The sequence below is a fragment of the Haemophilus parainfluenzae T3T1 genome (assembly GCF_000210895.1).
GTDB lineage: Bacteria > Pseudomonadota > Gammaproteobacteria > Enterobacterales > Pasteurellaceae > Haemophilus_D > Haemophilus_D parainfluenzae_A.
Genome location: NC_015964.1, coordinates 1517885 through 1541137, shown reverse-complemented (window position 1 = coordinate 1541137; position 23253 = coordinate 1517885). Strand labels below are relative to the sequence as shown.

Below are 23253 nucleotides of genomic sequence, written 5' to 3'. Positions count from 1 at the left end.
TATTTTCCTTTAAATTATTCTTTCTTTAAAAATTACTGAAATTTTGACCGCACTTTTACAGTGTCAGCGCATCTTCTACCAATTGTTTTTGTTGTTTGGTGTGTAAAGACATATAACCTACCGCTGGTGAAGCTGAGGCTGGACGACCTGCATATTTTAACTTCACATGCTCAGGAAGCGAGCTGTCAAAGTTATGTTTACTACAATACCAAGCGCCTTGGTTTAATGGCTCTTCTTGACACCATACATAATCCGTCACATGAGCATAAGGCTCTAACGCTTTCTTCACATCTTCATGTGGATACGGATAAAGCTGTTCAATACGAATAATCGCCACATCTGTTTGGTTATTCGCACGACGTTGTTCCAAGAGATCGTAATACACTTTACCTGAGCATAGGACCACGCGTTTAACTTGTTTCGGATCGATGTTATCAATTTCACCAATCACCGTTTGGAATGTACCATTTACTAATTCATCTAAACTTGACACGGCAAGTGGATGACGTAATAAGGATTTTGGTGAAATACCAATTAATGGACGACGCATTTTACGGATCGCTTGGCGACGTAGCATGTGGTAAACCTGTGCTGGTGTAGATGGAATACACACCTGCATATTCTGTTCAGCACAAAGTTGTAAATAACGTTCTAAACGAGCTGATGAGTGCTCTGGACCTTGGCCTTCATAACCGTGTGGTAATAACATCACCAAGCCACACATTCTGCCCCATTTTTGTTCGCCAGAACTAATAAATTGGTCAATCACGATTTGTGCGCCATTTGCGAAGTCACCAAACTGTGCTTCCCAAATGGTTAATGTTTTTGGATCTGTTGTCGCATAGCCATATTCAAAAGCCAATACGGCTTCTTCGGATAATACTGAATCCCACACCTCAAAACGACCTTGGTTGGCATGTAAATGTGTTAATGGCACATAGCCTGTCCCGTCATTTTGATTATGCACAACTGCATGGCGATGGAAGAACGTTCCACGTCCTGCATCTTCACCCGATAAACGGACATTAGTACCTTCATCTAATAAGGTTGCGTATGCCATAGTCTCTGCCATACCCCAATCGAGCAATTTCTCGCCTTTTGCCATTTCACGGCGATCAGCATAGATTTTTTCGACACGAGGATGTGCACGCAAGGTTTCTGGATATTCACTGACACGCTCTGCTAAAGTTTGGAAACGTTCTTGTGGGAATTTACTTTCGTAAGGGGATGTCCAGTCATAGTTGAGATATTGCAACCAGTCCATTTGGGCGATATCCATTTCTCGCCATTCTTTCACTACGCGATCGCCATTATCTAAGGCATCACGATAGAGATTCATCATTTCAATGGCTTCTTCTTCGGTAATTACCCCTTCAGCAATTAAACGATCTGCATAGACTTTACGTGGCGTTGGATGTTTTTTGATGATGCTATACATCATTGGTTGAGTGGCTAATGGTTCATCAGCCTCATTATGACCATGACGACGATAAGAAATCAGATCAATGAAAATATCGCGTTTGAATAAATTACGATATTCCACCGCCATTCTCGCCGCAAAAGCCACTGCTTCAGGATCATCACCATTCACATGAATAATCGGTGCCTGAATCATTTTCGCGATGTCTGTACAGTATTCTGTTGAACGTGTGTCATTTGGGTTAGAGGTGGTAAAACCAATTTGGTTATTGATCACAATACGGATTGTGCCACCAACGGTATAACCACGCGCATTCGACATATTCAAGGTTTCTTGTACAACACCTTGTCCCGCTACCGCGGAATCCCCATGAACAGTAACCGCTAATACTTGATTACGCTCTGTATCATTCTTTTTGGTTTGACGAGAACGTACCGCACCAATCACTACTGGGCTAACAATTTCTAAATGGGATGGGTTAAATGCAAGGGTTAAATGCACGCGACGATCACCGACTGCGAAGTCAGAAGAGAAACCTTGGTGGTATTTCACGTCACCTGTACGCTCGCCTGAATGTTTACCCGCAAACTCGTCAAAAAGATCTTCGGGTTTCTTACCGAGCACGTTTACTAACATGTTTAAACGACCACGGTGTGCCATACCAAACATCACATCTTGTACACCTTGTTTGCTCGCATGGCGAATAATTTCTTTCATCAATGGAATAAAGGCATCACTTCCCTCTAAAGAGAAACGTTTTGCCCCCGGGAATTTCGCACCAAGATAACGTTCTAAGCCATCTGCAGCGGTCAATTCACTTAATAAATTAATTTTTTCTTCTTTGGTAAAGAGCGGTTTATTTAATTGGCTTTCTAATTTGCTTTGTAGCCAACTTTTTTGCTCCATATCCTGAACATGCATAAACTCAAGACCAATTGAGCCGCAATAGGTCTCTTTCAGCATTTCAGCTAAATCACCTAATTTGATGTTATCGCGATGATAGACGTAGTGATTAATATTGAAGGTTTCATTGAGATCCTGCTCGGTAAAACCGTGATAACGGTAATCCAATTCAGGTACGGTGGAGACTTTCCAACGATAATAATTGATTGGGTCTAGTTTTGCTTCTAAATGACCGCGGAAACGATAAGCGTTGATGAATTGGAGGACTTTGACTAATTTTGCACTGGCTTCTGGATCGATAACCGTCACGGCTTCTGTTGTATTTTCTCTCGCTAAACGACGGAAATAATCACGGACTGGTGAATGTGGTTGCTCCACTGCGGTTGTTTTCGGCAATGCATCAAACGTGGCACGCCAGCTTTCATCGACTGAAGATGGATTTTCTAAATAACGTTCGTATAATTCCTCAATATACGATTGATTAGAACCACCCAAAGCGGTTGAAGCCAACCATTCATCAAAGGCATTGTAATGCTGCATATCTACCCCTTGTATTACATGATGTTGTCCGCCCATTATACATAGGATAAAAAAAGAAATAATCCTCAAATCACACTTTGTTACAATTTTGTGATCTACTTCAACAAAAAAACCGCACATAAAGTGCGGTCTGTTTTATCTGAGTTTTCTTAGAAACTTAAGTATGGAGAAATTTTTTCAATTGTAGCTTCACCGATACCATCAATATTTGAAAGCTCGGAAGCGCTTTTGATTTTACCCACTTTGTTACGGTAATCAATAATCGCTTGTGCTTTTTTCTCACCAATACCTGAAAGTTTTTGTAGAGTTTCTGCATCAGCTTTATTGATGTTTACTTTTGCTGAAGAGGCCACTTTGTCTTTTGCTGACTCTTTTGTAGAAGTCGCTTTATCTTTCACTTCTTTTACTTTATCTGCGGCTTTTGTTTTTGCTTCAGATGCTTTTTCTTTCGCATTATCTTTAACTGAATTTAATTTTTCAGTGGCTTTGTCTTTCATGGACGGTTGATTATTCTCAGTCGCTTTTTCTTTTAAAGCAGATGCTTTCTCTTTTACCGCATCTTTTGCAGAAGTCGCTTTATCTTTCATTGCATCTTTCGCAGATGTTGCTTTTTCTTTAGCTTCAGTTACTTTATCTAATGCATTTGATTTCGTTGAACTCGCACTATCAGTCATTGATTTAAGCTTATCATTTGCCGCATTTTTCACGTCAGCTTTTGTACTTTCAACCATTGATTTTGAATTAGTTACGACTGATTCTTTTGTTGGTAATACAGATGTATTCGTTGCTAATGCAGAACCTGATACCGCTAATGCAAGTGATGTTAATGTTAAAAGTGATTTTAAAGATTTCATAAAAACTCCTGTTTTGTTATTAATAGGCTCGACAAGCGAACCTGTATGCTAAGACTTATCTTAAGAAAATTAGTTCAAAACAAAAAACGCCCCTAATCAGGAGCGTCTTTAAATTTAATACTGACTAATCATCGCTTGAGAAGATAGAAAGTAATCTTAATAAGCTGATGAATAAGTTGTAAATTGACACATAAATACTCACTGTTGCACGAATGTAGTTTGTTTCGCCACCGTGAATAATATTGCTGGTTTCATAGAGGATTGTCATTGTTGAGAACACCACAAACAATGCACTGATCCCTACCGCTAGTGCTGGGATTTGGAAGAAGAAGCTTGCCACAATCCCTAACAATAACACGATAAATAATGAGAAAATCGCGGTAGAAAGGAAAGACATATCTTTCTTTGTTGTTAGCACATAAGCTGAACAAGCAAAGAAGACGATTGCTGTACCTGCGAATGCAAGCATAATTAAATCTTCCATTCCTCTCGCCACATACATGTTTAAAATTGGCCCAATGGTATAACCCATAAACCCAGTGAACGCGAATGCAGCTAAGATCCCCCAAGCACTATTTGCTAAACGGTTTGTCACAAAAAGTAAACCGTAAAAGCCCACGAGCAATACGATAAGATTTGGATAAGGCAAGTTTAAGCTCATAGAGATATAAGCAACAACTACCGAAAATGCCATCGTTAATCCCAATAAGAAATAGGTATTACGTAGCACTTTATGTGTGCTAAGTAGTGATTCTTCCTGTGAATTAACAACAATGCGAGATTGCATAAAAGCTCCTTATTTTATAAAGAATAAAGTTGATGAAACATCAATCCGTAAAGTAAGGGCTATAGGTCAAAAAGTCAATGGTAAATCAAGAATTTGTTTTAATTTTTAAATTTAAGAAGGTAAAAGTGCGGTCAACTTTTAAAGTTATCTTTTATATGCGTTATAGTGAATAAATTAACTTACTCAATAAGATGAATTACATTATAATAAGCACTCCTTTATTCCACATCATGGACATTATATGAACAGTAAAAAATCTTATCTCGCTATTTTTGGCATCATTCTTGCCGTCGGATTGATGGCTTCAGCATTTATCCTAGGTAATCAATTTAAAAATTTACGTCAAACTGGTTCTATTTCAGTTAAGGGATTAGCAGAAAGCCACTATACGTCAACACAAGGCACATGGGTTATCCGCATAAATGGTTGGGGAGCAACTTATAATGATGCCATGGCAGCGAATCAGAAAAACTTAAATGAAGCCGTTCGTTTCCTTAAAGCACAAGGTTTCACTGATGAAAATCGAGAAATCACAGAATTAGATGTATCTACTCATACTGACTATTATGAGAATGAAAAAGGGGAAACCAAAAGTAGAGAGAATGGCTTTGATGCATCAAGATCAATCCGAATTTCAACTAAAGAATTGACTAAGTTACAAAAAGCCCTCACCAATATTCACCAATTAGTAGCTAACAACCAAGATATTAGTTTTGGTGATCCAAATTACTACTTAGAAAATCTTGAACAAATTAAACGTGAGTTAATTTCAAAAGCCACCCAAGATGCGCATGTTCGCGCTGAAGAGTTCGCGAAAACCAGTAACGTAAAAGTTGGCGTATTAAAATCAGCTTCACAAGGGCCATTCTACATTCAAGCGCCAAATCCCGATGCAGATGACTCTAGCGATTACACTGGTAGCTACGACACAAGCACTATTGAGAAAAAAGCGCGCTTGGTCGTCACTATTGAATATGCCATTGAATAATTTTTAATATTTACCCAACATTCATAAGAACAAAGTGCGGTCAATTTCGTCATAAAATTTGACCGCACTTTCTTTTAACAAGGAATACGCTATGCAACTCCCTACCCTACAAGCCGCGAAATTAATTCGTCGCTATAAACGTTTTTTGACTGATATTGAATTACCAAATGGCGAAATGATCACCATTCATTGTGCAAACACCGGTGCAATGACTGGCTGTGGTGAAAAAGGTGATACCGTTTGGTACTCTCATTCTGATAGCCAAACTCGCAAATATCCGCATAGTTGGGAATTAACACAATTAGCAAATGGCCAACTTGTTTGTATTAACACGCACAGATCCAACCAGCTAGTCTTTGAAGCCTTGCAAAACAAACAAATCAAAGAACTGGCTATGTACGATGAAATTTATCCTGAAGTGAAATATGGTGAAGAAAATAGCCGTATCGACTTCTTGCTTAAAGGTGAAGGCTTGCCAGATTGTTATGTTGAAGTGAAATCAATCACCTTTGTAAAAGGTACATTAGGCATGTTTCCCGACGCCGTTACCACTCGAGGACAAAAACATGTTCGTGAGCTTTTAGCCATGAAAAAACAAGGACATCGCGCCGTTGTTCTCTTTGCCGGACTACATGATGGCTTTGATCGTTTTAAAATCGCTGAGTTTGTAGATCCTGAATATGATCGTCTTTTAAAGGACGCCAAATCACAAGGCGTTGAAGCTTATGCTTATGCGGGAAAATTTGAAATTTCAGATGGCATTCCGACCGCACTTTCTCTCACAGAAAGTGTACCTTACATCGATTAAAAAATAATTGAGAATTATTTGCATTTTGTTATTGACAACGTATTTGAGAATGGTTATCATCTAATTATTCCAAAAACAAACAGATAATCACTCCAACTTCACGCCTATTTCCCCACAAATAGGCGTTTTTTTTATCTAAATCAAAAATATGTATAAAAAATAGCTTAAGATATTTTATTTGATACAATTTTGTGCTCTAATCATCGTCACTCTTATATGTATTAAGGTTTAATCTATGTTAAGTGGTATCATCATCGGAATGCTCTTTGGCATTCTATTGCAACGTTCTCAATTCTGCTTTGTTTCTGGCTTTCGGAATATTTTTACGCAAAAAAACTTCCGCTTTCCAACCGCACTTTGTATTGCAATATCTATTCAATCCATAGGATTTTTCACACTACAACATTATGAGCTTATTGAGTTGCCCAATGGGGAATTTTCTCTATCTGCGACTGTATTGGGTGGACTTCTCTTTGGTCTCGGTATGGCATCTGCCGGTTGTTGTGGTAGTGGGACATGGTTTCGTAGTGGTGAAGGCATTGTAGGTGCTTGGTTGGCATTGTTTAGTTTTGCACTAACGGTGGCTTCTGCACAAAGTGGCATACTAAAACATTGGCTTGCGCCGTTGCTTCAACAAAATATGGTGACCGATAACTTCTACCAAAAACTGCAAATAAGCCCATGGTGGCTAGTCATCTCTTTATGCCTTATTACGGTACTACTGCTTATATATCAAATACGACATCCTCGCTATCAATTTCAAGATCCTAATAAACGTTTCAAATACTTATCTCCATTCACTGGTGCAGCATTGATAGGCATGCTTGGGGTGCTAGCATGGTATTTAAGTGCACAAACCGGACGTAATTATGGCTATGGTATTGCTGTACCTACCGCCAATGTCATTCAATATATTGTGACGGGTCAACAGCGCTATCTAAACTGGGGAAGCTTATTTGTTATAGGTATTATCATAGGTTCCTTTGTCAGTGCTAAAGTTTGTGCTGATTTCAAATTAACTCTTCCACCACCAGATATGCTATTCCGCCGTTTACTAGGTGGAGTGGTAATGGGTATCGGTGCTAGTTTAGCTGGAGGTTGCACAGTGACAAATTCATTAGTTGCTACTGCTTATTTTTCTGCCCAAGGATGGATCGCTACAGCGATGATACTTATTGGGGTTTGGCTCAGCACCTTTATTTTCAAAACAACACAATGTCGAATTTAATATTTAAGGAGGATATGATGAAAAAAAACAAAGTTGTTTTATTACTTGGAGGACTAGCCTTATTAACGGCTTGTGAACAAAATAAAGTCACCGAAATTAGCACGGAAGAACTTCTCAAAAATATCGATAATCCCACTTATTTGATTGTAGATACTCGTCACGACAGTCTGTACAACGGATTTAAAGATCAAAACGCCACCAAAGGTGGACATATTAAAGGTGCGATTCAATTTACGACAGCATGGTTAGATTATATTGCTGATGATAAATTCGAAAGCTTTGCTAAAGACAAAGGAATTAGTAAAGATAAAACGATTGTTTTCTATGACAGCAATTTGGATGATTTACAACGTATCAGCACTGAATTTGCTGCTAAAGGTTATAAGGTAAAAGTCTTTAAAGACTTTATTAATTATGCCAATGCCGACTACCCGCTTGAGTCATTTACAAACTATCAATTAAGCGTATCACCTCAATGGCTGAATGCAGTCATTCATGGAGAAAAACCAGAAACTTATACGAATGATAAACTCATGGTATTTGAAGTATCTTGGGGCGATTTGGAAAAAGCGAAATCCTACACTCAACATATTGTTGGGGCGTACCATTTTAATACGGATTGGATTGAAAACGATCCTGTTTGGAATTTATCTACACCAAAAGTTATTGAACAAAACTTAATTAAAAACGGCATTACTAAAGACAAAACGATTGTACTGTACTCAGAAAATCAACTTGCTGCTTTACGAGTATTATGGGCGTTAAAATGGGCAGGTGTAGAAGATGTCCGTTTCCTAAACGGTGGTTTAACCGGTTGGGTCGATGCGAATTTACCTACCGAAACTCAAGTAAATATCCCCACTCCTGTCGCAAGTTTCGGCACAACCATTCCTCAACATCCTGAAATCAACCTTTCAATGCCTGATGATGTTATTAAAGCGCAAAAGGAAAATGGCTTGAAGCTAATCAGTAATCGTTCATGGGATGAATACACCGGAAAAATAAGTGGTTATGATTACATTCCCGGAAAAGGTGAACCCTATGGTGCAATATGGGGATTTGCGGGTACAGATTCATCGAATCTAGCCGATTACTACGACCCCGATCATACATTGCGTAATCCGTTAGAAATCGTCGAACTTTGGAAACAACAAGGTATTAATAAAGATGATTACCTTGCATTCTATTGCGGTACGGGCTGGCGTGCTAGTGTACCTTGGTTTATGACTAATATGATGGGATGGAAAAATACTTATGTCTATGATGGTGGTTGGAATGCTTGGCAAATGGATTCAAAATATCCAGTACAGAAAGGCGCCCCTAATAATATGAGTAAACCTGATGCACATAATGATTTTGGCAAGATTCAGAAAAAAGGTAACTCTTGTAAAAGTTAATATATCAAGATAAACAAGGCCGCAGAATAGTCATATTTATGCGGCCTTTTTCCATTTAATTTACAACAAGGCATTCAAATTTGTCGAATAATCTCTATAATGTAGCCTTTAATATTGAAATAACATTAGGAAATAGAATGACTGATATTAATACCGTTCTCGCAGAACTAAAACGCGGTACTGATGAGATTCTTTCTGAAGCAGATTTAATCGAGAAACTGAAAGAAAATCGCCCACTTAAAATTAAACTTGGTGCAGACCCTACTGCTCCAGATATTCACTTAGGGCATACCGTGGTATTAAACAAACTCCGTCAATTCCAACAATTAGGCCACGAAGTCTATTTCTTAATCGGTGATTTCACTGGTATGGTCGGTGACCCATCTGGTAAAAACACCACTCGCCCACCGCTTAGCCGTGAAGACGTGCTTCGCAATGCGGAAACCTATAAAGAACAGATTTACAAAATTCTAGACCCTCAAAAAACAAAAATCGTATTCAACTCTGAATGGCTGGGTAAATTAGGTACTGAAGGGATGATCCGTTTAGCAAGCAACTACACCGTAGCGCGTATGCTAGAACGTGATGACTTCAAAAAACGTTTTGGTAACAACCAACCTATCGCAATTCACGAATTTATTTATCCTTTATTACAAGGTTATGACTCTGTTGCTTTGGAAGCAGATGTGGAGCTTGGTGGTACAGACCAAAAATTTAACTTACTTGTTGGTCGTGAGTTACAAAAATCAGCCGGTCAGAAACCACAGGTAGCGATTACGCTTCCATTACTTGTTGGTTTAGACGGTGAGAAGAAAATGTCTAAATCATTAGGTAATTACATCGGCGTGACAGATGCACCAAGCGATATGTTCGGTAAAATCATGTCGATCTCGGATGAATTAATGTGGGATTGGTACAACTTACTTTCTTTCCGCCCACTCACTGAAATTGCGGAATTAAAAGCTGAAGTGGCAAATGGTAAAAACCCACGTGACGTGAAGATTTTATTAGCCAAAGAAATCATCGCTCGTTTCCATGATGAAGCAGCTGCAGAGGCGGCTGAGCAAGAATTTATTAACCGTTTCCAAAAAGGTGCAATGCCGGATGAAATGCCTGAATTCACCTTTGAAGGCGAAATTGGTTTAGCAACCTTGTTAAAAGAAGCAGGACTGGTTCCTTCTACTTCTGAAGCGATTCGCTCAGCGAAACAAGGTGGTGTGAAAATCAATGGTGAAAAAGTCGAAGACATGAAAGCCAACGCACCGAAAGGCACGAATGTTTACCAAGTCGGTAAACGTAAATTCGCACGCGTAACCATCGCATAAAACACCTATGAAAATGACCGCTCTTTTTAAGTGCGGTTATTTTTTAACTGATATCCACAATAGAAGGAAAATAATATGAGCCAAAAAATCTGGGTAACCGGTGATGCGGTTGTCGATCTTATTCCTGACGGTGAAAATCATTATTTACGCTGTGCCGGTGGTGCGCCAGCAAATGTGGCTGTTGGTGTCGCACGTTTAGGCAGCCCAAGTGCCTTTATTGGTCGTGTAGGTAATGATCCGCTTGGCCAATTTATGCAAGATACCTTAAATGCGGAAAATGTGAATACACAACATATGATTTTAGATCCGCAGCATCGCACCTCTACCGTTATCGTCGGCTTAGATAATGGCGAACGCAGCTTTACCTTTATGGTAAACCCAAGTGCGGACCAGTTCTTACAAGCGAGCGATTTACCGCCATTCCAACAAGGTGAATGGCTGCATTGCTGCTCTATCGCGCTAATTAATAATCCATCACGCGAAGCGACGTTCGAAGCTATTCGTCGTATTAAAGCTGCTGGTGGTTTCTTCTCTTTCGACCCTAATTTACGTGAGTCTCTTTGGTCAAGCTTAGAAGAAATGAAAACCGTGGTAATGGAAGCCGTTGCCTTAGCTGACGTATTGAAATTCTCTGAAGAAGAATTAACGCTTTTAACCAATACTGACAGCCTTGAAAAAGCCTTTGAAAAAGTGACCGCACTTTATCCTGAAAAATTGATTATCGTGACCTTGGGTAAAGATGGTGCACTCTATCACTTAGAAGGTAAGAAAGATGTGATTTCTGGAAAAGCCTTACAACCTGTTGATACAACAGGTGCTGGCGATGCTTTCGTTGGTGGCCTGCTTGCAGGACTTTCACAGCATCCAAACTGGAAAGAAAATGATGTGCTTGTGCAAATCATCCGTCAGGCTAATGCCTGCGGAGCCCTGGCTACGACAGCAAAAGGGGCGATGTCTGCGCTACCCAATAAAGCACAATTAGCAGCCTTCCTAGCCAACTAAGGAGCAAAGGTGCAAATTATTGCACCTTTTGACCCAATCACATTAACGAGGCACGATCACGATGATTATTTTCAATAATGGCAAATACAAAAGCATCCTAGCCGCAGAAAAAGGCGAGCTCGCAGAAATTGCTGAAACCGTGCAAAAAGACAACGATTTTCGACCGCACTATCATATTGCTCCACCAACTGGCTTAATGAATGATCCTAATGGTCTGATTTTTGATGATGAAAAGTATCATCTGTTCTACCAATGGTTTCCATTCGACGCCATTCACGGGATGAAACATTGGAAGCATTTAATCACGAAAGATTTCCAACATTATCAATCAGCAGATGATCTGATTCCTTGCGAGCTTTTTGAGTCTCACGGCTGTTATTCTGGTGGCGCTTTAAAAGTTGGTGACAAATTGGCTATGTTCTATACCGGCAATACCCGTCGCCCAAGTGATAATCAACGCGTGCCTTATCAAAATTTAGCGATTTTTGATCTTAATGGAAAATTGCTTAGCAAACGTCCATTAATTGAAAATGCACCTGAAGGTTATACAGAGCATGTTCGTGATCCTAAACCGTATTTTACTGAAGACGGAAAAATCCGTTTTATCTGTGGTGCACAGCGAGAAAACTTCACAGGAACAGCTATTATTTTTGAAATGGACAATCTTGAAGATACGCCTCGTTTATTAGGCGAGCTTTCCTTACCTGCTTTTGACAACAAAAACGTGTTTATGTGGGAATGCCCTGACCTATTGAAGATCGGTGATAAAGATGTCTTTATTTGGTCGCCACAAGGTAAAGATCGAGAAGCTCATCAATTCCAAAATAATTATCATGCGACTTACGCTGTGGGTAAATTAACAGATTTAACCTTTGAAGCAGAATATATCGGCGAATTAGATCAGGGCTTTGATTTCTACGCATCACAAACATTTGCTGGCTTAGATAACCAAACTCATGCCGTGCTTTTCGGTTGGATTGGTTTGCCAGATTTAACTTACCCAACAGATAAATTTAAATGGCATTCAGCTTTAACTTTGCCAAGAGAATTGCGTTTAGAAGGGACGAAAATTTATCAACGTCCGATTGCTAAAATATGCGAAAATCTGACCGCACTTTCAGCGTTTCATCTCAATGGAAAAACGGATATTGCTAATTTAGATCGTGCGTATCTTAAATTTGAGGTAAATAACCAAGCCTTTGACTTAACCTTCTTCCAAAATGAAAAAGGACAATCACTGCGTCTATCTTACGAAAATGGTTTGATTTGCTTAGATCGCAGTCAAAGCGAACAAACGGAATTAATGGAGAAATTCGATACGAAACGTTTCTGCGAAATTGAAAATCTGCAGACGGTTGAAATCTTCTTTGATTGCTCAATTATTGAAATTTTCTTGAATCACGGTGAAAAAGCCATGACATCAAGATTTTTCATTGAGAACAGAGAGAATACAATAGCCAGCAATCGTCCGTTAAATTTAATGATCGGTTATTTACCGGCTATTCAATATATTTAAAAGGTTTTTATGCAACAAACTCATTTCAATTTATACAAGATGAGCAAAAATGTCCTTTTTGCTTTAACGGCTTTTTCATTGGTCGCCTGTACGACGACGCCTAGTGAACCGCCAAAAAATACAGAACATTGGGCAACGCTAATCAGCGAACAGGAAAATTTATATCAGATTGATGATAAATTTTACCGTAGTGAGCAATTAGAAGCACAATCTGAAGCGTTATTAAATAAATTGAATATTCACACGATTGTGAATTTACGCTTTTTTGACCGTAATGATGATAAACAAGCATTTGGTCATACTAAGATCAATTTGATTAATACCCCATTACTTACTTGGTCAATCAGCCCTGATGAAGTAGCTGATATTCTGTGGCAAATCAAACAACATCAAAAAAACGGTGCGGTTTTAGTGCATTGTTATCATGGTGCTGACAGAACAGGCTTAATTGTTGCAAGCTACCGTGTGATTTATCAAAATTGGGATCTCAATGAAGCCAAACGTGAAATGCAACAAGGTCCTTACGGCTATCATTCTGTTTGGAAAAATATTGATAATTTCTTCACGCAAGAAAATATGGCTAAAATCAAAGCTGAATTAGATAAACGTTCTAACACAACAAAATAGAAACATGAAAGTGCGGTTAAAATTAACCGCACTTTTATTTCCAACGACGATCTTTTATTAAAATTAATGACTATGTTTGTTCAACAACAAAACGCAACACCATCCAATATTGTGGCGTTCAATTTTCTATTGATTGCCTTTTTAACAGGAATTGCCTCAGCCTTTCAAACGCCGACCTTGAGTTTATATCTCTCTCAAGAGATTCAAGTTTCACCTTTTTTTGTGGGCCTATTCTATTCAGTCAATGCCATTATTGGCATTATCTTGAGCCAAATTCTGGCGAAATATTCTGATAAGCAAGATGACCGTCGAAAAGTGATGATTGTATGTTGTTTGATTGCCGTGCTTGGCTGTCTAATTTTTGCTTATAGCCAGAATTATTATGTGCTGATTATTATCGGTACCACGCTGTTAGGGTTAGGTTCATCCGCTAATCCGCAATCTTTTGCTTTAGCACGAGAATATGCTGAAAGCAGCCATCGTGAAGCAGTGATGTTCACCACGATTATGCGAACTCAAATCTCATTGGCTTGGATTGTTGGGCCACCGCTTTCTTTTTTCATTGCGTTAAACTGGGGCTTTGATTACATGTATTTGGTGGCGGGTTCTGCCTTCTTACTTTGTGCAGGCGTCAGCAAATTATTGCCGAAAATTCCTCGTCAAAGTAAGGTTAAAAATCAAGAGATTTTAGACAATACGCCACCAAGAAAAAGTGTGATTTACTTGTTCATCGCTAACCTATTGCTTTGGACCTGTAACAGCATGTATCTCATTAATATGCCATTATTTGTGATTAATGAATTACATTTAAACAAAGAACTGGCGGGAACATTAATGGGGACGGCTGCGGGATTGGAAATCCCTGTGATGATTTTTGCGGGCTATCTCACCAAATATTTTAGTAAAAAGCGCTTGATGATGATTGCTTTAGTTTCAGGTCTCGCCTTCTATTCAAGTTTATTATTCGCGGAGCAAACTTGGCAGCTTATCGGATTACAAATGCTTAATGCGATTTTTATCGGTATCACCGCTACCATTGGGATGGTGTATTTCCAAGACTTAATGCCGACTAAAATGGGCACAGCCACTACGCTATTTAGTAATGCAGCAAAAAGCAGTTGGATTATCGGAGGACCTATTGCGGGTATTATTGCAGAAATTTGGCATTACAACTCTGTTTTTTATGTCGCTGTGGCACTAATTTTTATCAGCGTAGCTTGTATGTGGAAAGTCAAATCAGTTTAATGAAAATAAAAAAGTGCGGTCAATTTTGACCGCACTTTTTACTTTATATTATTTTAGCGCCATGCTTTGAATTGATTAATCAATCCATTAGTTGAACTATCATGGCTTGAAACCTTCTCTTTGTCTGCCAATTCTGGAAGAATTCGATTCGCTAATTGTTTACCTAATTCCACGCCCCATTGGTCGAAACTAAAGATATTGAAAATCACACCTTGTGCAAAAATTTTGTGTTCGTACATCGCAATTAACGCGCCAAGAACAAATGGTGTAATTTTTTGCACTAAAATAGAGTTGGTCGGTTTATTACCGGTAAAGACTTTAAATGGCACAATGTCTTTTACCTCATCCAACGATTTACCGGCTTTCACAAACTCGGCTTCTACTTCTTCTTTGGTTTTACCGAAAGCAAGTGCTTCAGTTTGTGCAAAGAAGTTTGATAACAATTTGCTGTGGTGATCACCTAATGGATTATGGCTTTGCGCAGGTGCGATAAAGTCACAAGGGATTAACATCGTACCTTGGTGAATCAATTGGTAGAATGCATGTTGACCATTTGTACCTGGTTCCCCCCAAATAATTAGGCCGGTTTGATAATCACGGATAACATTGCCATTACGATCGACATATTTACCGTTTGACTCCATATTGCCTTGTTGGAAATAAGCCGCAAAACGATGTAAATATTGGTCATAAGGTAAAATTGCCTCAGTTTGTGCACCAAGGAAGTTGGTATTCCATAAACCGACTAATGCTAATGTTACAGGGATATTTTTTTCTAATGGCGCGGTACGGAAATGTTTATCCATTTCATGCGCACCACTTAATAACGCTTCAAAATTATCAAAGCCGATTGAAAGTGCGATAGAAAGACCGATTGCAGACCATAAAGAATAACGGCCACCAACCCAGTCCCAGAACTCAAACATATTATTGGTATCAATACCAAATTCTGCTACCGCTTTACCATTGGTAGAAAGTGCGGCGAAGTGTTTTGCCACCGCGCTGTTATCTTTCGCTGCAGCTAATAGCCAATCACGTGCAGAGTTCGCATTGGTCATAGTTTCTTGGGTGGTAAAGGTTTTAGAAGCCACTAAGAAAAGTGTCGTTTCAGGATTCACTTTTTTCAATGTTTCAGCAATATGTGTGCCATCTACGTTTGAAACGAAGTGCATATTTAAGTGATTTTTATAAGGACGAAGCGCTTCAGTCACCATGTAAGGACCTAAGTCCGAACCACCGATACCAATATTCACCACATCAGTAATCGCTTTTCCCGTATAACCTTTCCATTCACCTGAAATCACACGCTCACAGAACGCACTCATTTTCGCTAATACGGCATTCACTTCTGGCATCACATCTTTGCCATCTACATAGACAGGTGTATTTGAACGGTTACGAAGTGCGGTATGTAATACAGCTCTATTTTCTGTACGATTAATCTTTTCGCCTGTAAACATGGCATTAATCGCTTCATCTAATGCAGACTCTTTGGCTAATTGACGAAGTAATTTGAGGGTTTCTTGATTAATTTTATTTTTTGAAAAATCTACTAAGATTTGATTTTCAAAAGTTAAAGAATAGTCATTAAAACGATTTTCTTCTTGCTTAAACAAATCAGCAATCGTGGTATGAGCCAGTTGAGATTGGTGAGCTTCAAGCGCTTTCCACGCTTGTGTATTGGTTGGATTGATGTTTTTCATGAATATTTCCTTTTTAAAATTGAATTCTTTACATTTTTGCTTTCTTGCAAAAACAATTAATCGACATATTCTGTTATAACACGCGGGGTTAATTTTGTAATCAATTCATAGCTTAAAATACCACTGTATTTAGCTACCGTTTCAATTGGTAATTCCTTACCCCATAAAATCACTTCATCACCTACTTTATCTTGGCTATCTTCGCCTAAGTCTACCGTTAGCATATCCATTGAGACGCGACCGACAATAGGAACAATACGACCATTTAAATAAACTGGCGTACCTTCTGGCACATCACGCGGATATCCATCACCGTAACCAATAGCGACGACACCAATTTTAGTATCTTTCGGACTGGTCCAAATACCGCCATAGCCAACAGGTTCACCTTTTTTATGTTCACGTACAGCAAGCAAAGATGACGTTAAATTCATCACGGGAGTTAAACCAAATTCAGCACCGACAGTATCCGTTGGTGAAATACCGTACATAATAATCCCTGGGCGAATACAATCTAAATGGGCTTCAGGCCAAAATAGAATCCCACCTGATGCGGCAATGGTTCGCTCTCCCTCTTTATTTTTTGTAGCTTGAAGAAAACGATCTAACTGAACTTGAGTGTAATCTGAATCTAACTCATCAGCACGGCTAAAATGACTCACAAAACCTAAGTGCGGTTGAATTTGAGGCAGTTTTTTCAGCTCTTGATAAAAATAATCCACTTCATCAAGCGACACACCTAAACGGTGCATACCAGTATCAATCTTTAACCAAACTTTGATTGGACTTGGTACTACAGCTCGTTTTAATGCTTCAAGCTGTTCACGGTTATGAACCACCGTTTCAATGTTATTTACTGCAATAATAGGCAGATCTTTTTCATCAAAAAAGCCTTCTAGCAATAAGATCGGTTTAATAATACCGTTAGAGCGTAAAGATAACGCTTCTTCTAAACGTGCTACGGCAAAGCAATCGACCATGCTTTCTAAAGCGGATGAGACAAATACCACGCCATGACCATATGCGTTTGCTTTTACCACGGCAATAATTTTGCTATGTGGTGCTTTTTCTTTAATAACTTGTAAATTATGTTTTAAGGCAAGCGAACTGATTTTCGCTGTTGCCGGTTTTACGTTCATTTTTCTAGTCCGTTATCTCTTGCCTAATAATCATCTCTGTATTCACGCTGTTCGGCAAGGTTATCAAAGCGTGAGAATTGACCGTTAAATGCTAAACGTACACGACCAATCGGACCGTTACGTTGTTTACCAATAATGATTTCAGCAACCCCTTTATCTTCGGAATTATCGTTATACACTTCGTCACGATAAATGAACATAATCAAGTCAGCATCCTGCTCAATAGAGCCTGATTCACGTAAGTCTGAGTTTACCGGACGTTTATCTGCACGTTGTTCCAAAGTACGGTTAAGCTGGGAAAGTGCAATGACAGGAACTTCTAATTCTTTCGCTAATGCTTTTAAAGAACGGGAAATCTCAGCGATTTCTAAGGTACGGTTATCTGAAAATCCAGGCACGCGCATTAATTGAAGGTAATCCACCATAATCATACTCAAGCCCCCATTTTCGCGATACACGCGACGCGCGCGAGAACGTAATTCTGTTGGGGTTAAACCAGATGAGTCATCAATATAAAGATTGTTTTTTTGCTTAAACATCCCAAACACGCTGGCAATTTTGCTCCATTCCGTTTCATCCAAATTTTGACCAGTACGAATTTTGGTTTGGTCCACGCGAGCAAGAGAGGCAATCATACGCATCATGATTTGTTCCGCAGGCATCTCTAAACTGAATACCAACACAGGCTTATCACTTGCCATGGCGGCATTTTCACAAAGGTTCATCGCAAACGTGGTTTTACCCATAGAAGGACGTGCAGCGACAATGATGAGGTCTGAAGGCTGTAAACCTGCTGTTTTCTTATCTAAGTCAACAAAGCCCGTTGTGACCCCTGTCACACCGCTATGATTTTCAAGCTTACTTAAGGTATCAATTCGAGCAATAGTACTTTCCAACACGCTGATCACATTTTGTGGCCCTTCAGTTGAAGAACTGCGTTTTTCAGCAATAGCAAACACTTCTCTTTCAGCTTCATCTAACACCATTTTGATGTCTTTGCCTTTCGGAGAATAGCTGTTTTCTGCGATACGATTCCCTACTGCAATAAGCTCACGCAAAATCGCTTTTTCACGCACGATTTCGGCATAAGCCAAAATATTAATGGCATTTGGGGTGTTATTAGAAAGATCCGCTAAATAAGCAAAACCGCCTACAGAATCACTAATACCTTTCGCTTTAAGGGCTTGATCAAGGGTGATTAAATCAATCGGGGTTTGATTACGCATTAATTCTTCCATGGTTTGGAAGATTGCTTTATGCGCAAAAGTATAAAAATCCTCAGCAATGACTCTTTCTGCAATACCATCCCAATGTTGATTACTCAACATAATGCCGCCGAGTACGGCTTGTTCAGCTTCAGTGGAATGAGGCGGGATGCTAACTTGTTCAGTTTTCTGATCAGGAGATTGGATTTGTCGTTGTGAGGCCATAAGGATTTCAATTTAAACTAAAAAACTGTGCTTATGATACCGCAAATACGAGGTGGTTTTAAGAAAAAAGTGCGGTCAATATTTTCAATATTTTAGACATAAAAAAACGGTGGAAAAATCCACCGCTCTTTTTATAAGAAATATTGATTACTCAACGATTAAGGTACGGCAAACATTAGTTGAGCCTGCTGATTCATCACCTTGAGTTAATAATACAATATCACCAGAAACCAAATAACCTTTTTCTTTTAATAGGTTAATCGCTGCTTTAGCACCTGCAGAGCTACGAGATTCACCATCAAAATGAACGGGTGTCACACCACGGTATAATGCGCAACGGTTTAATGTTTCTTGAACACGAGAAAGTGCAAAGATTGGTAAACCTGAGCTGATACGTGACATTAATAGTGGTGTACGACCAGAGTGGCTTAAGGTAATGATTGCTGCAATACCGCTTAAGTGGTTTGCTGCATACATGGCAGACATCGCTACAGATTCTTCAATATCTCTAAACTCACGATCTAAACGGTGTTTAGAAATATTGATGCTTGGCATCTTTTCTGCACCTAAACATACGCGAGCCATTGTCGCCACAGTCTCAGCTGGATATTGCCCTGCAGCAGTTTCTGCCGAAAGCATTACCGCGTCAGTACCATCCAATACCGCATTTGCCACGTCCATCACTTCTGCACGAGTAGGCATTGGGTTGCTGATCATTGACTCCATCATTTGAGTTGCAGTAATAACCGCACGGTTTAATTGACGTGAACGACGAATTAATTTTTTCTGTACACCAACTAATTCTGGGTCACCAATCTCAACACCTAAGTCGCCACGTGCAACCATGATGACATCAGAAGCTAAGATGATATCATCCATTGCTGCTTCATCAACAACAGTTTCAGCACGTTCAACTTTAGCAACGATTTTCGCGTCTAAACCTGCTTGTTTTGCTAATTCACGCGCATAGTTTAAATCTGCACTTGAACGAGGGAAAGATACAGCTAAGTAATCTACACCGATACGTGCAGCTGTGATGATATCGGCTTTATCTTTTTCAGTTAATGCGTCTGCAGATAAACCACCACCTAATTTGTTGATCCCTTTATTGTTTGATAATGGACCACCAACTGTCACTTCAGTAAATACTTTTGCACCGTCAGTAGAAAGGACTTTTAATTGAACACGGCCATCATCTAATAAAAGAATATCGCCAGGAACAACGTCTTGTGGAAGAGTTTTATAGTCTAAACCAACGGCTTCTTGATTACCCTCACCTTTTGGTAATTCCGCATCAAGAATAAATTTATCACCAACATTTAAGAAAATTTTGCCATCTTTAAAAGTAGAAACACGAATTTTAGGACCTTGTAAGTCACCTAAAATTGCTACGGTTTTACCTAATTTTTTCGCGATCGCACGAACACGCTCAGCACGCTCAATATGATCATCTGGTGTACCGTGAGAAAAGTTCATACGTACAACATTAGCGCCTGCTGCGATAATTTTTTCAAGATTGTTATCGCGGTCTGTTGCTGGACCCATTGTACATACAATCTTCGTTCTTCTTAATTTTCTAGACATTATCTAAACTCCACAAATGGTTACAATTTACTTAAAACTTTTTTAAATTTCGGCTCATCCGAGATAAAAAACGTTGCGCATTATACGCTTAAACCTGTACAAAATCAAAATAACTACTGAGACTTTTTAAATCAGATTTTGGTTATTTTTTTAGCAGCTAAATTTAACTTAAAACAAATCCTCTTGTTTTCATCCTTAAAACTGTTTATCATCTGCCACATCTTTTACGCGACTATAGCTCAGTTGGTTAGAGCACCACCTTGACATGGTGGGGGTCACTGGTTCGAGTCCAGCTAGTCGCACCATCTTGCAATCCCAAGCTTTTTAGCTTGGGATTTTTCTTTTTATCCCCTGCTTAATTTGAATAAATCTTTTCTGAATAAACCGCATAAGCAAATGAAAATAATTTGCATTGATCGACGTAAACGTTTTCGCTATACTTGCAGCTCCTTTATTATCTATTGGGAAGCGACTATGAATTTTAAATTAAGCCTTATTTCAACCGCACTTTTAACCAGTTTTTCCATTTCTACGTTTGCAGAAACTGAGCAAGCCGTAGATACAAACACCGAGACGCTTGAGCAAATTAACGTTCAAGATACGGGGATTAAGCAAAATGGTTATCAAACGACAGGGACATCTGTCGTATCAAAAGCTGAAGTGCCAGTATTTGACACGCCAAATACAGTAAATATTCTTTCGACCAAACTACTAGAAGATCGTAAACCTGAATCACTCATTGATGCACTTTATAACGTCAGCGGTGTGAGTCAAGCGAATACATTAGGTGGTATGTTTGACTCTATTCAAAAACGTGGTTTTGGTGGAAACCGTGACAACTCAATTATGCGTAACGGTTTACAAGCTGGCCCAGCTAAAAACTTTAGCGCAACAACTGAAACCGTTGAAGTTTTAAAAGGACCTGCATCTGTACTTTATGGTATTCAAGATCCAGGTGGTGTGGTTAATATCATTACTAAAAAACCGCAACAAACGCCACGTTATGTCGTTGGTGGAACCTTAGGTAATCATAGCCTGTGGGGAACACAATTAGATTTTACTGGTGGTTTAGGAAATGGTTTTGCTTACCGCTTTATCTATGACAAACAAGAAAAAGACTACTGGCGTAATTTTGGCAAAGTGAAAAACACGACTTACGCACCATCTCTTTCTTGGGAAAATGATAAAACTAAAGTACTTCTTTCTTATGAACACAAAGATATTCTTGAGCCATTTGATCGTGGTACAAATCTTTTAACGGCGACGAATGCCTTACCGGACATTCCTGTATCGCGTCGTTTAGATGAGCCGAATAATGAAACAACCGCAAAAACCGATAATATCGATTTCAAAATTGAACACAAATTAAGTGACGGTTGGAAATTAAATGCGGGTTACAGCTATGCTCGTTATAAATATTTCTATAACCAAGCACGTATTACAAATATCAATGTTAAAGATGTTGCGATCCCTGCTATTAAAAATAAAAAGGGCGAGATTACCTCTCCAGAATTAAGCGCTCGTCATGTACGCCGAGCTATTGAGCAACAACAAGGCGATCAACGTGTTCATAGTGGCACATTAAATATCGTCGGTGAATTTGGTATTGGTGATATTGCTAACCGTTTTGTAGCCGGTGTGGATGTTATGCGTAATATCCGCGATATTGGACCTATTTATAACCAAGGTATCATGAGTTCTGATATCAATATCGATCATCCAAATTATACCAATCCGGTTGCTGAACATAAAAACGGTAACGGCAACGCTTACCAATATAACCATCTCAAAACCGTTGGTGTTTATATTCAAGATACCGCTTACTTTACAGATAACTTTATCATGACAGGTGGTTTACGTTATGAGTACTTTGATCAATTTGCGGGACGTCATTGTTTAAATGCTGCAAACTGTAAAAAAGGCCAAAATATAACAAGAACAGGAAATACTGATCAGCACGATGGTAAATTATTGTATCAATTAGGTGCCGTATATAAATTTACGCCACATATTGCGACATTTGCTAACTACGCTGAGTCTTTCCGTCCACAAATGAGTGTTGCAACACCTGTTAGCGGCGATTTAAAACCAGAACAAGGTAAATCTTTTGAAATTGGTGCAAAATACGAAAACTCTGGCTTCAATGCGACACTTGCATTATTCAATATCAGCAAACGTAATGTGGCTGAAGCCGTTGGTTCGGGTTCAAATGCGCAATTGAATATCGTCGGCAAACAACGTTCTCGTGGTGTGGAATTTGATCTTAATGGTCAAATTACGGATAGTCTAAGCGTAGCGGCTAACTATACCTACACCAAGGTAAAATCACTTGAAAATGAACTTTATCCTGATGCAGTAAATCAACAACTTTCTGGTGTACCAAAACATCAAGCTTCTCTATTCTTAGCTTATAACGTAGGTGAATTTGATTTTGGTAACATCCGTGTTGGTGGTGGTGCTCGTTATTTAGGTTCTTGGCATGCTTATAACAGTGATTACACAAAAGCATACAAATTACCTCATGCCGTGGTATATGATGCCTTTATTGCTTACGATACCAAAATCTCTGGCAAGAAAGTCTCTTTCCAACTTAACGGTAAAAACTTAGCAGATAAAACTTACTATCCATCCACCTCTGGTAACGCAACAAACACGTTAATCCCTGTTGCATTAGGTTATGGACGTGAATTTATCTTCAACACGAAAGTTGAGTTTTAATTGAGCGCACAATACGAGGGCGAATCATTTCGCCCTTTT

The 23253-nt window shown here is 39.1% G+C and carries 17 protein-coding genes and 1 tRNA gene; 11 read left to right on the top strand and 7 right to left on the bottom strand.

The features are described from left to right. Positions 1 to 55: 55 nt before the first annotated feature. The 3 genes from sucA to PARA_RS07720 all read right to left on the bottom strand — a co-directional run bounded on the left by sucA (position 56) and on the right by PARA_RS07720 (position 4504). Positions 56 to 2863, bottom strand: coding sequence for a 2-oxoglutarate dehydrogenase E1 component (gene sucA / locus PARA_RS07730; protein ID WP_014065277.1), 2808 nt, complete (start codon positions 2861 to 2863; stop codon positions 56 to 58). A gap of 149 nt (positions 2864 to 3012) precedes the next feature. Then, positions 3013 to 3717, bottom strand: a complete 705-nt coding sequence (locus tag PARA_RS07725; RefSeq protein ID WP_014065276.1) for a ComEA family DNA-binding protein — start codon at positions 3715 to 3717, stop codon at positions 3013 to 3015. Positions 3718 to 3841: 124 nt separating this feature from the next. After that, positions 3842 to 4504 (bottom strand): Bax inhibitor-1/YccA family protein, encoded by a 663-nt coding sequence (locus PARA_RS07720; protein ID WP_014065275.1) that lies wholly within the window; start codon positions 4502 to 4504, stop codon positions 3842 to 3844. 241 nt (positions 4505 to 4745) lie between these two features. On the opposite strand from PARA_RS07720, the gene PARA_RS07715 reads away from it, so the two are divergent. From PARA_RS07715 to PARA_RS07675, 9 genes are all read left to right on the top strand, one after another. Next, positions 4746 to 5492 (top strand): SIMPL domain-containing protein, encoded by a 747-nt coding sequence (locus PARA_RS07715; protein ID WP_014065274.1) that lies wholly within the window; start codon positions 4746 to 4748, stop codon positions 5490 to 5492. A gap of 91 nt (positions 5493 to 5583) precedes the next feature. Then, complete coding sequence (gene sfsA, locus PARA_RS07710) at positions 5584 to 6300, top strand: DNA/RNA nuclease SfsA (protein ID WP_014065273.1); 717 nt, start codon at positions 5584 to 5586, stop codon at positions 6298 to 6300. Positions 6301 to 6535: 235 nt separating this feature from the next. Continuing rightward, complete coding sequence (locus PARA_RS07705; protein ID WP_014065272.1) at positions 6536 to 7528, top strand: YeeE/YedE family protein; 993 nt, start codon at positions 6536 to 6538, stop codon at positions 7526 to 7528. 17 nt (positions 7529 to 7545) lie between these two features. Next, positions 7546 to 8925: a rhodanese-like domain-containing protein gene (locus tag PARA_RS07700; RefSeq protein WP_014065271.1), complete on the top strand. Its 1380-nt coding sequence runs from the start codon at positions 7546 to 7548 to the stop codon at positions 8923 to 8925. Positions 8926 to 9062: 137 nt separating this feature from the next. Continuing rightward, entirely contained in the window at positions 9063 to 10250 is a 1188-nt protein-coding gene (tyrS, locus tag PARA_RS07695) for a tyrosine--tRNA ligase (protein WP_014065270.1), read from the top strand. A 75-nt stretch (positions 10251 to 10325) separates the two neighbouring features. Then, positions 10326 to 11252 (top strand): aminoimidazole riboside kinase, encoded by a 927-nt coding sequence (locus tag PARA_RS07690; RefSeq protein WP_014065269.1) that lies wholly within the window; start codon positions 10326 to 10328, stop codon positions 11250 to 11252. Between the two features lie 61 nt (positions 11253 to 11313). Continuing rightward, positions 11314 to 12768, top strand: a complete 1455-nt coding sequence (locus PARA_RS07685) for a glycoside hydrolase family 32 protein (protein ID WP_014065268.1) — start codon at positions 11314 to 11316, stop codon at positions 12766 to 12768. 9 nt (positions 12769 to 12777) lie between these two features. Continuing rightward, a complete protein-coding gene (locus PARA_RS07680; RefSeq protein WP_014065267.1) occupies positions 12778 to 13395 on the top strand; it encodes a dual specificity protein phosphatase family protein in 618 nt (205 codons plus the stop codon). A 72-nt stretch (positions 13396 to 13467) separates the two neighbouring features. After that, positions 13468 to 14640 carry an MFS transporter gene (locus tag PARA_RS07675; RefSeq protein WP_014065266.1) on the top strand — a complete coding sequence of 391 codons (1173 nt, stop codon included), beginning with the start codon at positions 13468 to 13470 and terminating at the stop codon, positions 14638 to 14640. 53 nt (positions 14641 to 14693) lie between these two features. On the opposite strand, the gene pgi is transcribed toward PARA_RS07675, so the two are convergent. The 4 genes from pgi to pyk all read right to left on the bottom strand — a co-directional run bounded on the left by pgi (position 14694) and on the right by pyk (position 20496). After that, positions 14694 to 16343 (bottom strand): glucose-6-phosphate isomerase, encoded by a 1650-nt coding sequence (gene pgi / locus PARA_RS07670; protein ID WP_014065265.1) that lies wholly within the window; start codon positions 16341 to 16343, stop codon positions 14694 to 14696. 56 nt (positions 16344 to 16399) lie between these two features. Next, positions 16400 to 17482: an alanine racemase gene (gene alr / locus PARA_RS07665; RefSeq protein ID WP_014065264.1), complete on the bottom strand. Its 1083-nt coding sequence runs from the start codon at positions 17480 to 17482 to the stop codon at positions 16400 to 16402. 23 nt (positions 17483 to 17505) lie between these two features. Continuing rightward, positions 17506 to 18912 carry a replicative DNA helicase gene (locus tag PARA_RS07660; RefSeq protein WP_014065263.1) on the bottom strand — a complete coding sequence of 469 codons (1407 nt, stop codon included), beginning with the start codon at positions 18910 to 18912 and terminating at the stop codon, positions 17506 to 17508. A gap of 147 nt (positions 18913 to 19059) precedes the next feature. Next, the gene (gene pyk, locus PARA_RS07655; RefSeq protein ID WP_014065262.1) at positions 19060 to 20496 is read right to left on the bottom strand and encodes a pyruvate kinase; all 1437 of its coding nucleotides are present in this window, start codon (positions 20494 to 20496) and stop codon (positions 19060 to 19062) included. Positions 20497 to 20724: 228 nt separating this feature from the next. Here pyk and PARA_RS07650 point away from each other — a divergent pair. Next, a tRNA-Val gene (locus tag PARA_RS07650) sits at positions 20725 to 20801 on the top strand. Positions 20802 to 20970: 169 nt separating this feature from the next. Next, positions 20971 to 23214 carry a TonB-dependent siderophore receptor gene (locus PARA_RS07645; RefSeq protein WP_041918324.1) on the top strand — a complete coding sequence of 748 codons (2244 nt, stop codon included), beginning with the start codon at positions 20971 to 20973 and terminating at the stop codon, positions 23212 to 23214. Positions 23215 to 23253 lie beyond the last annotated feature (39 nt).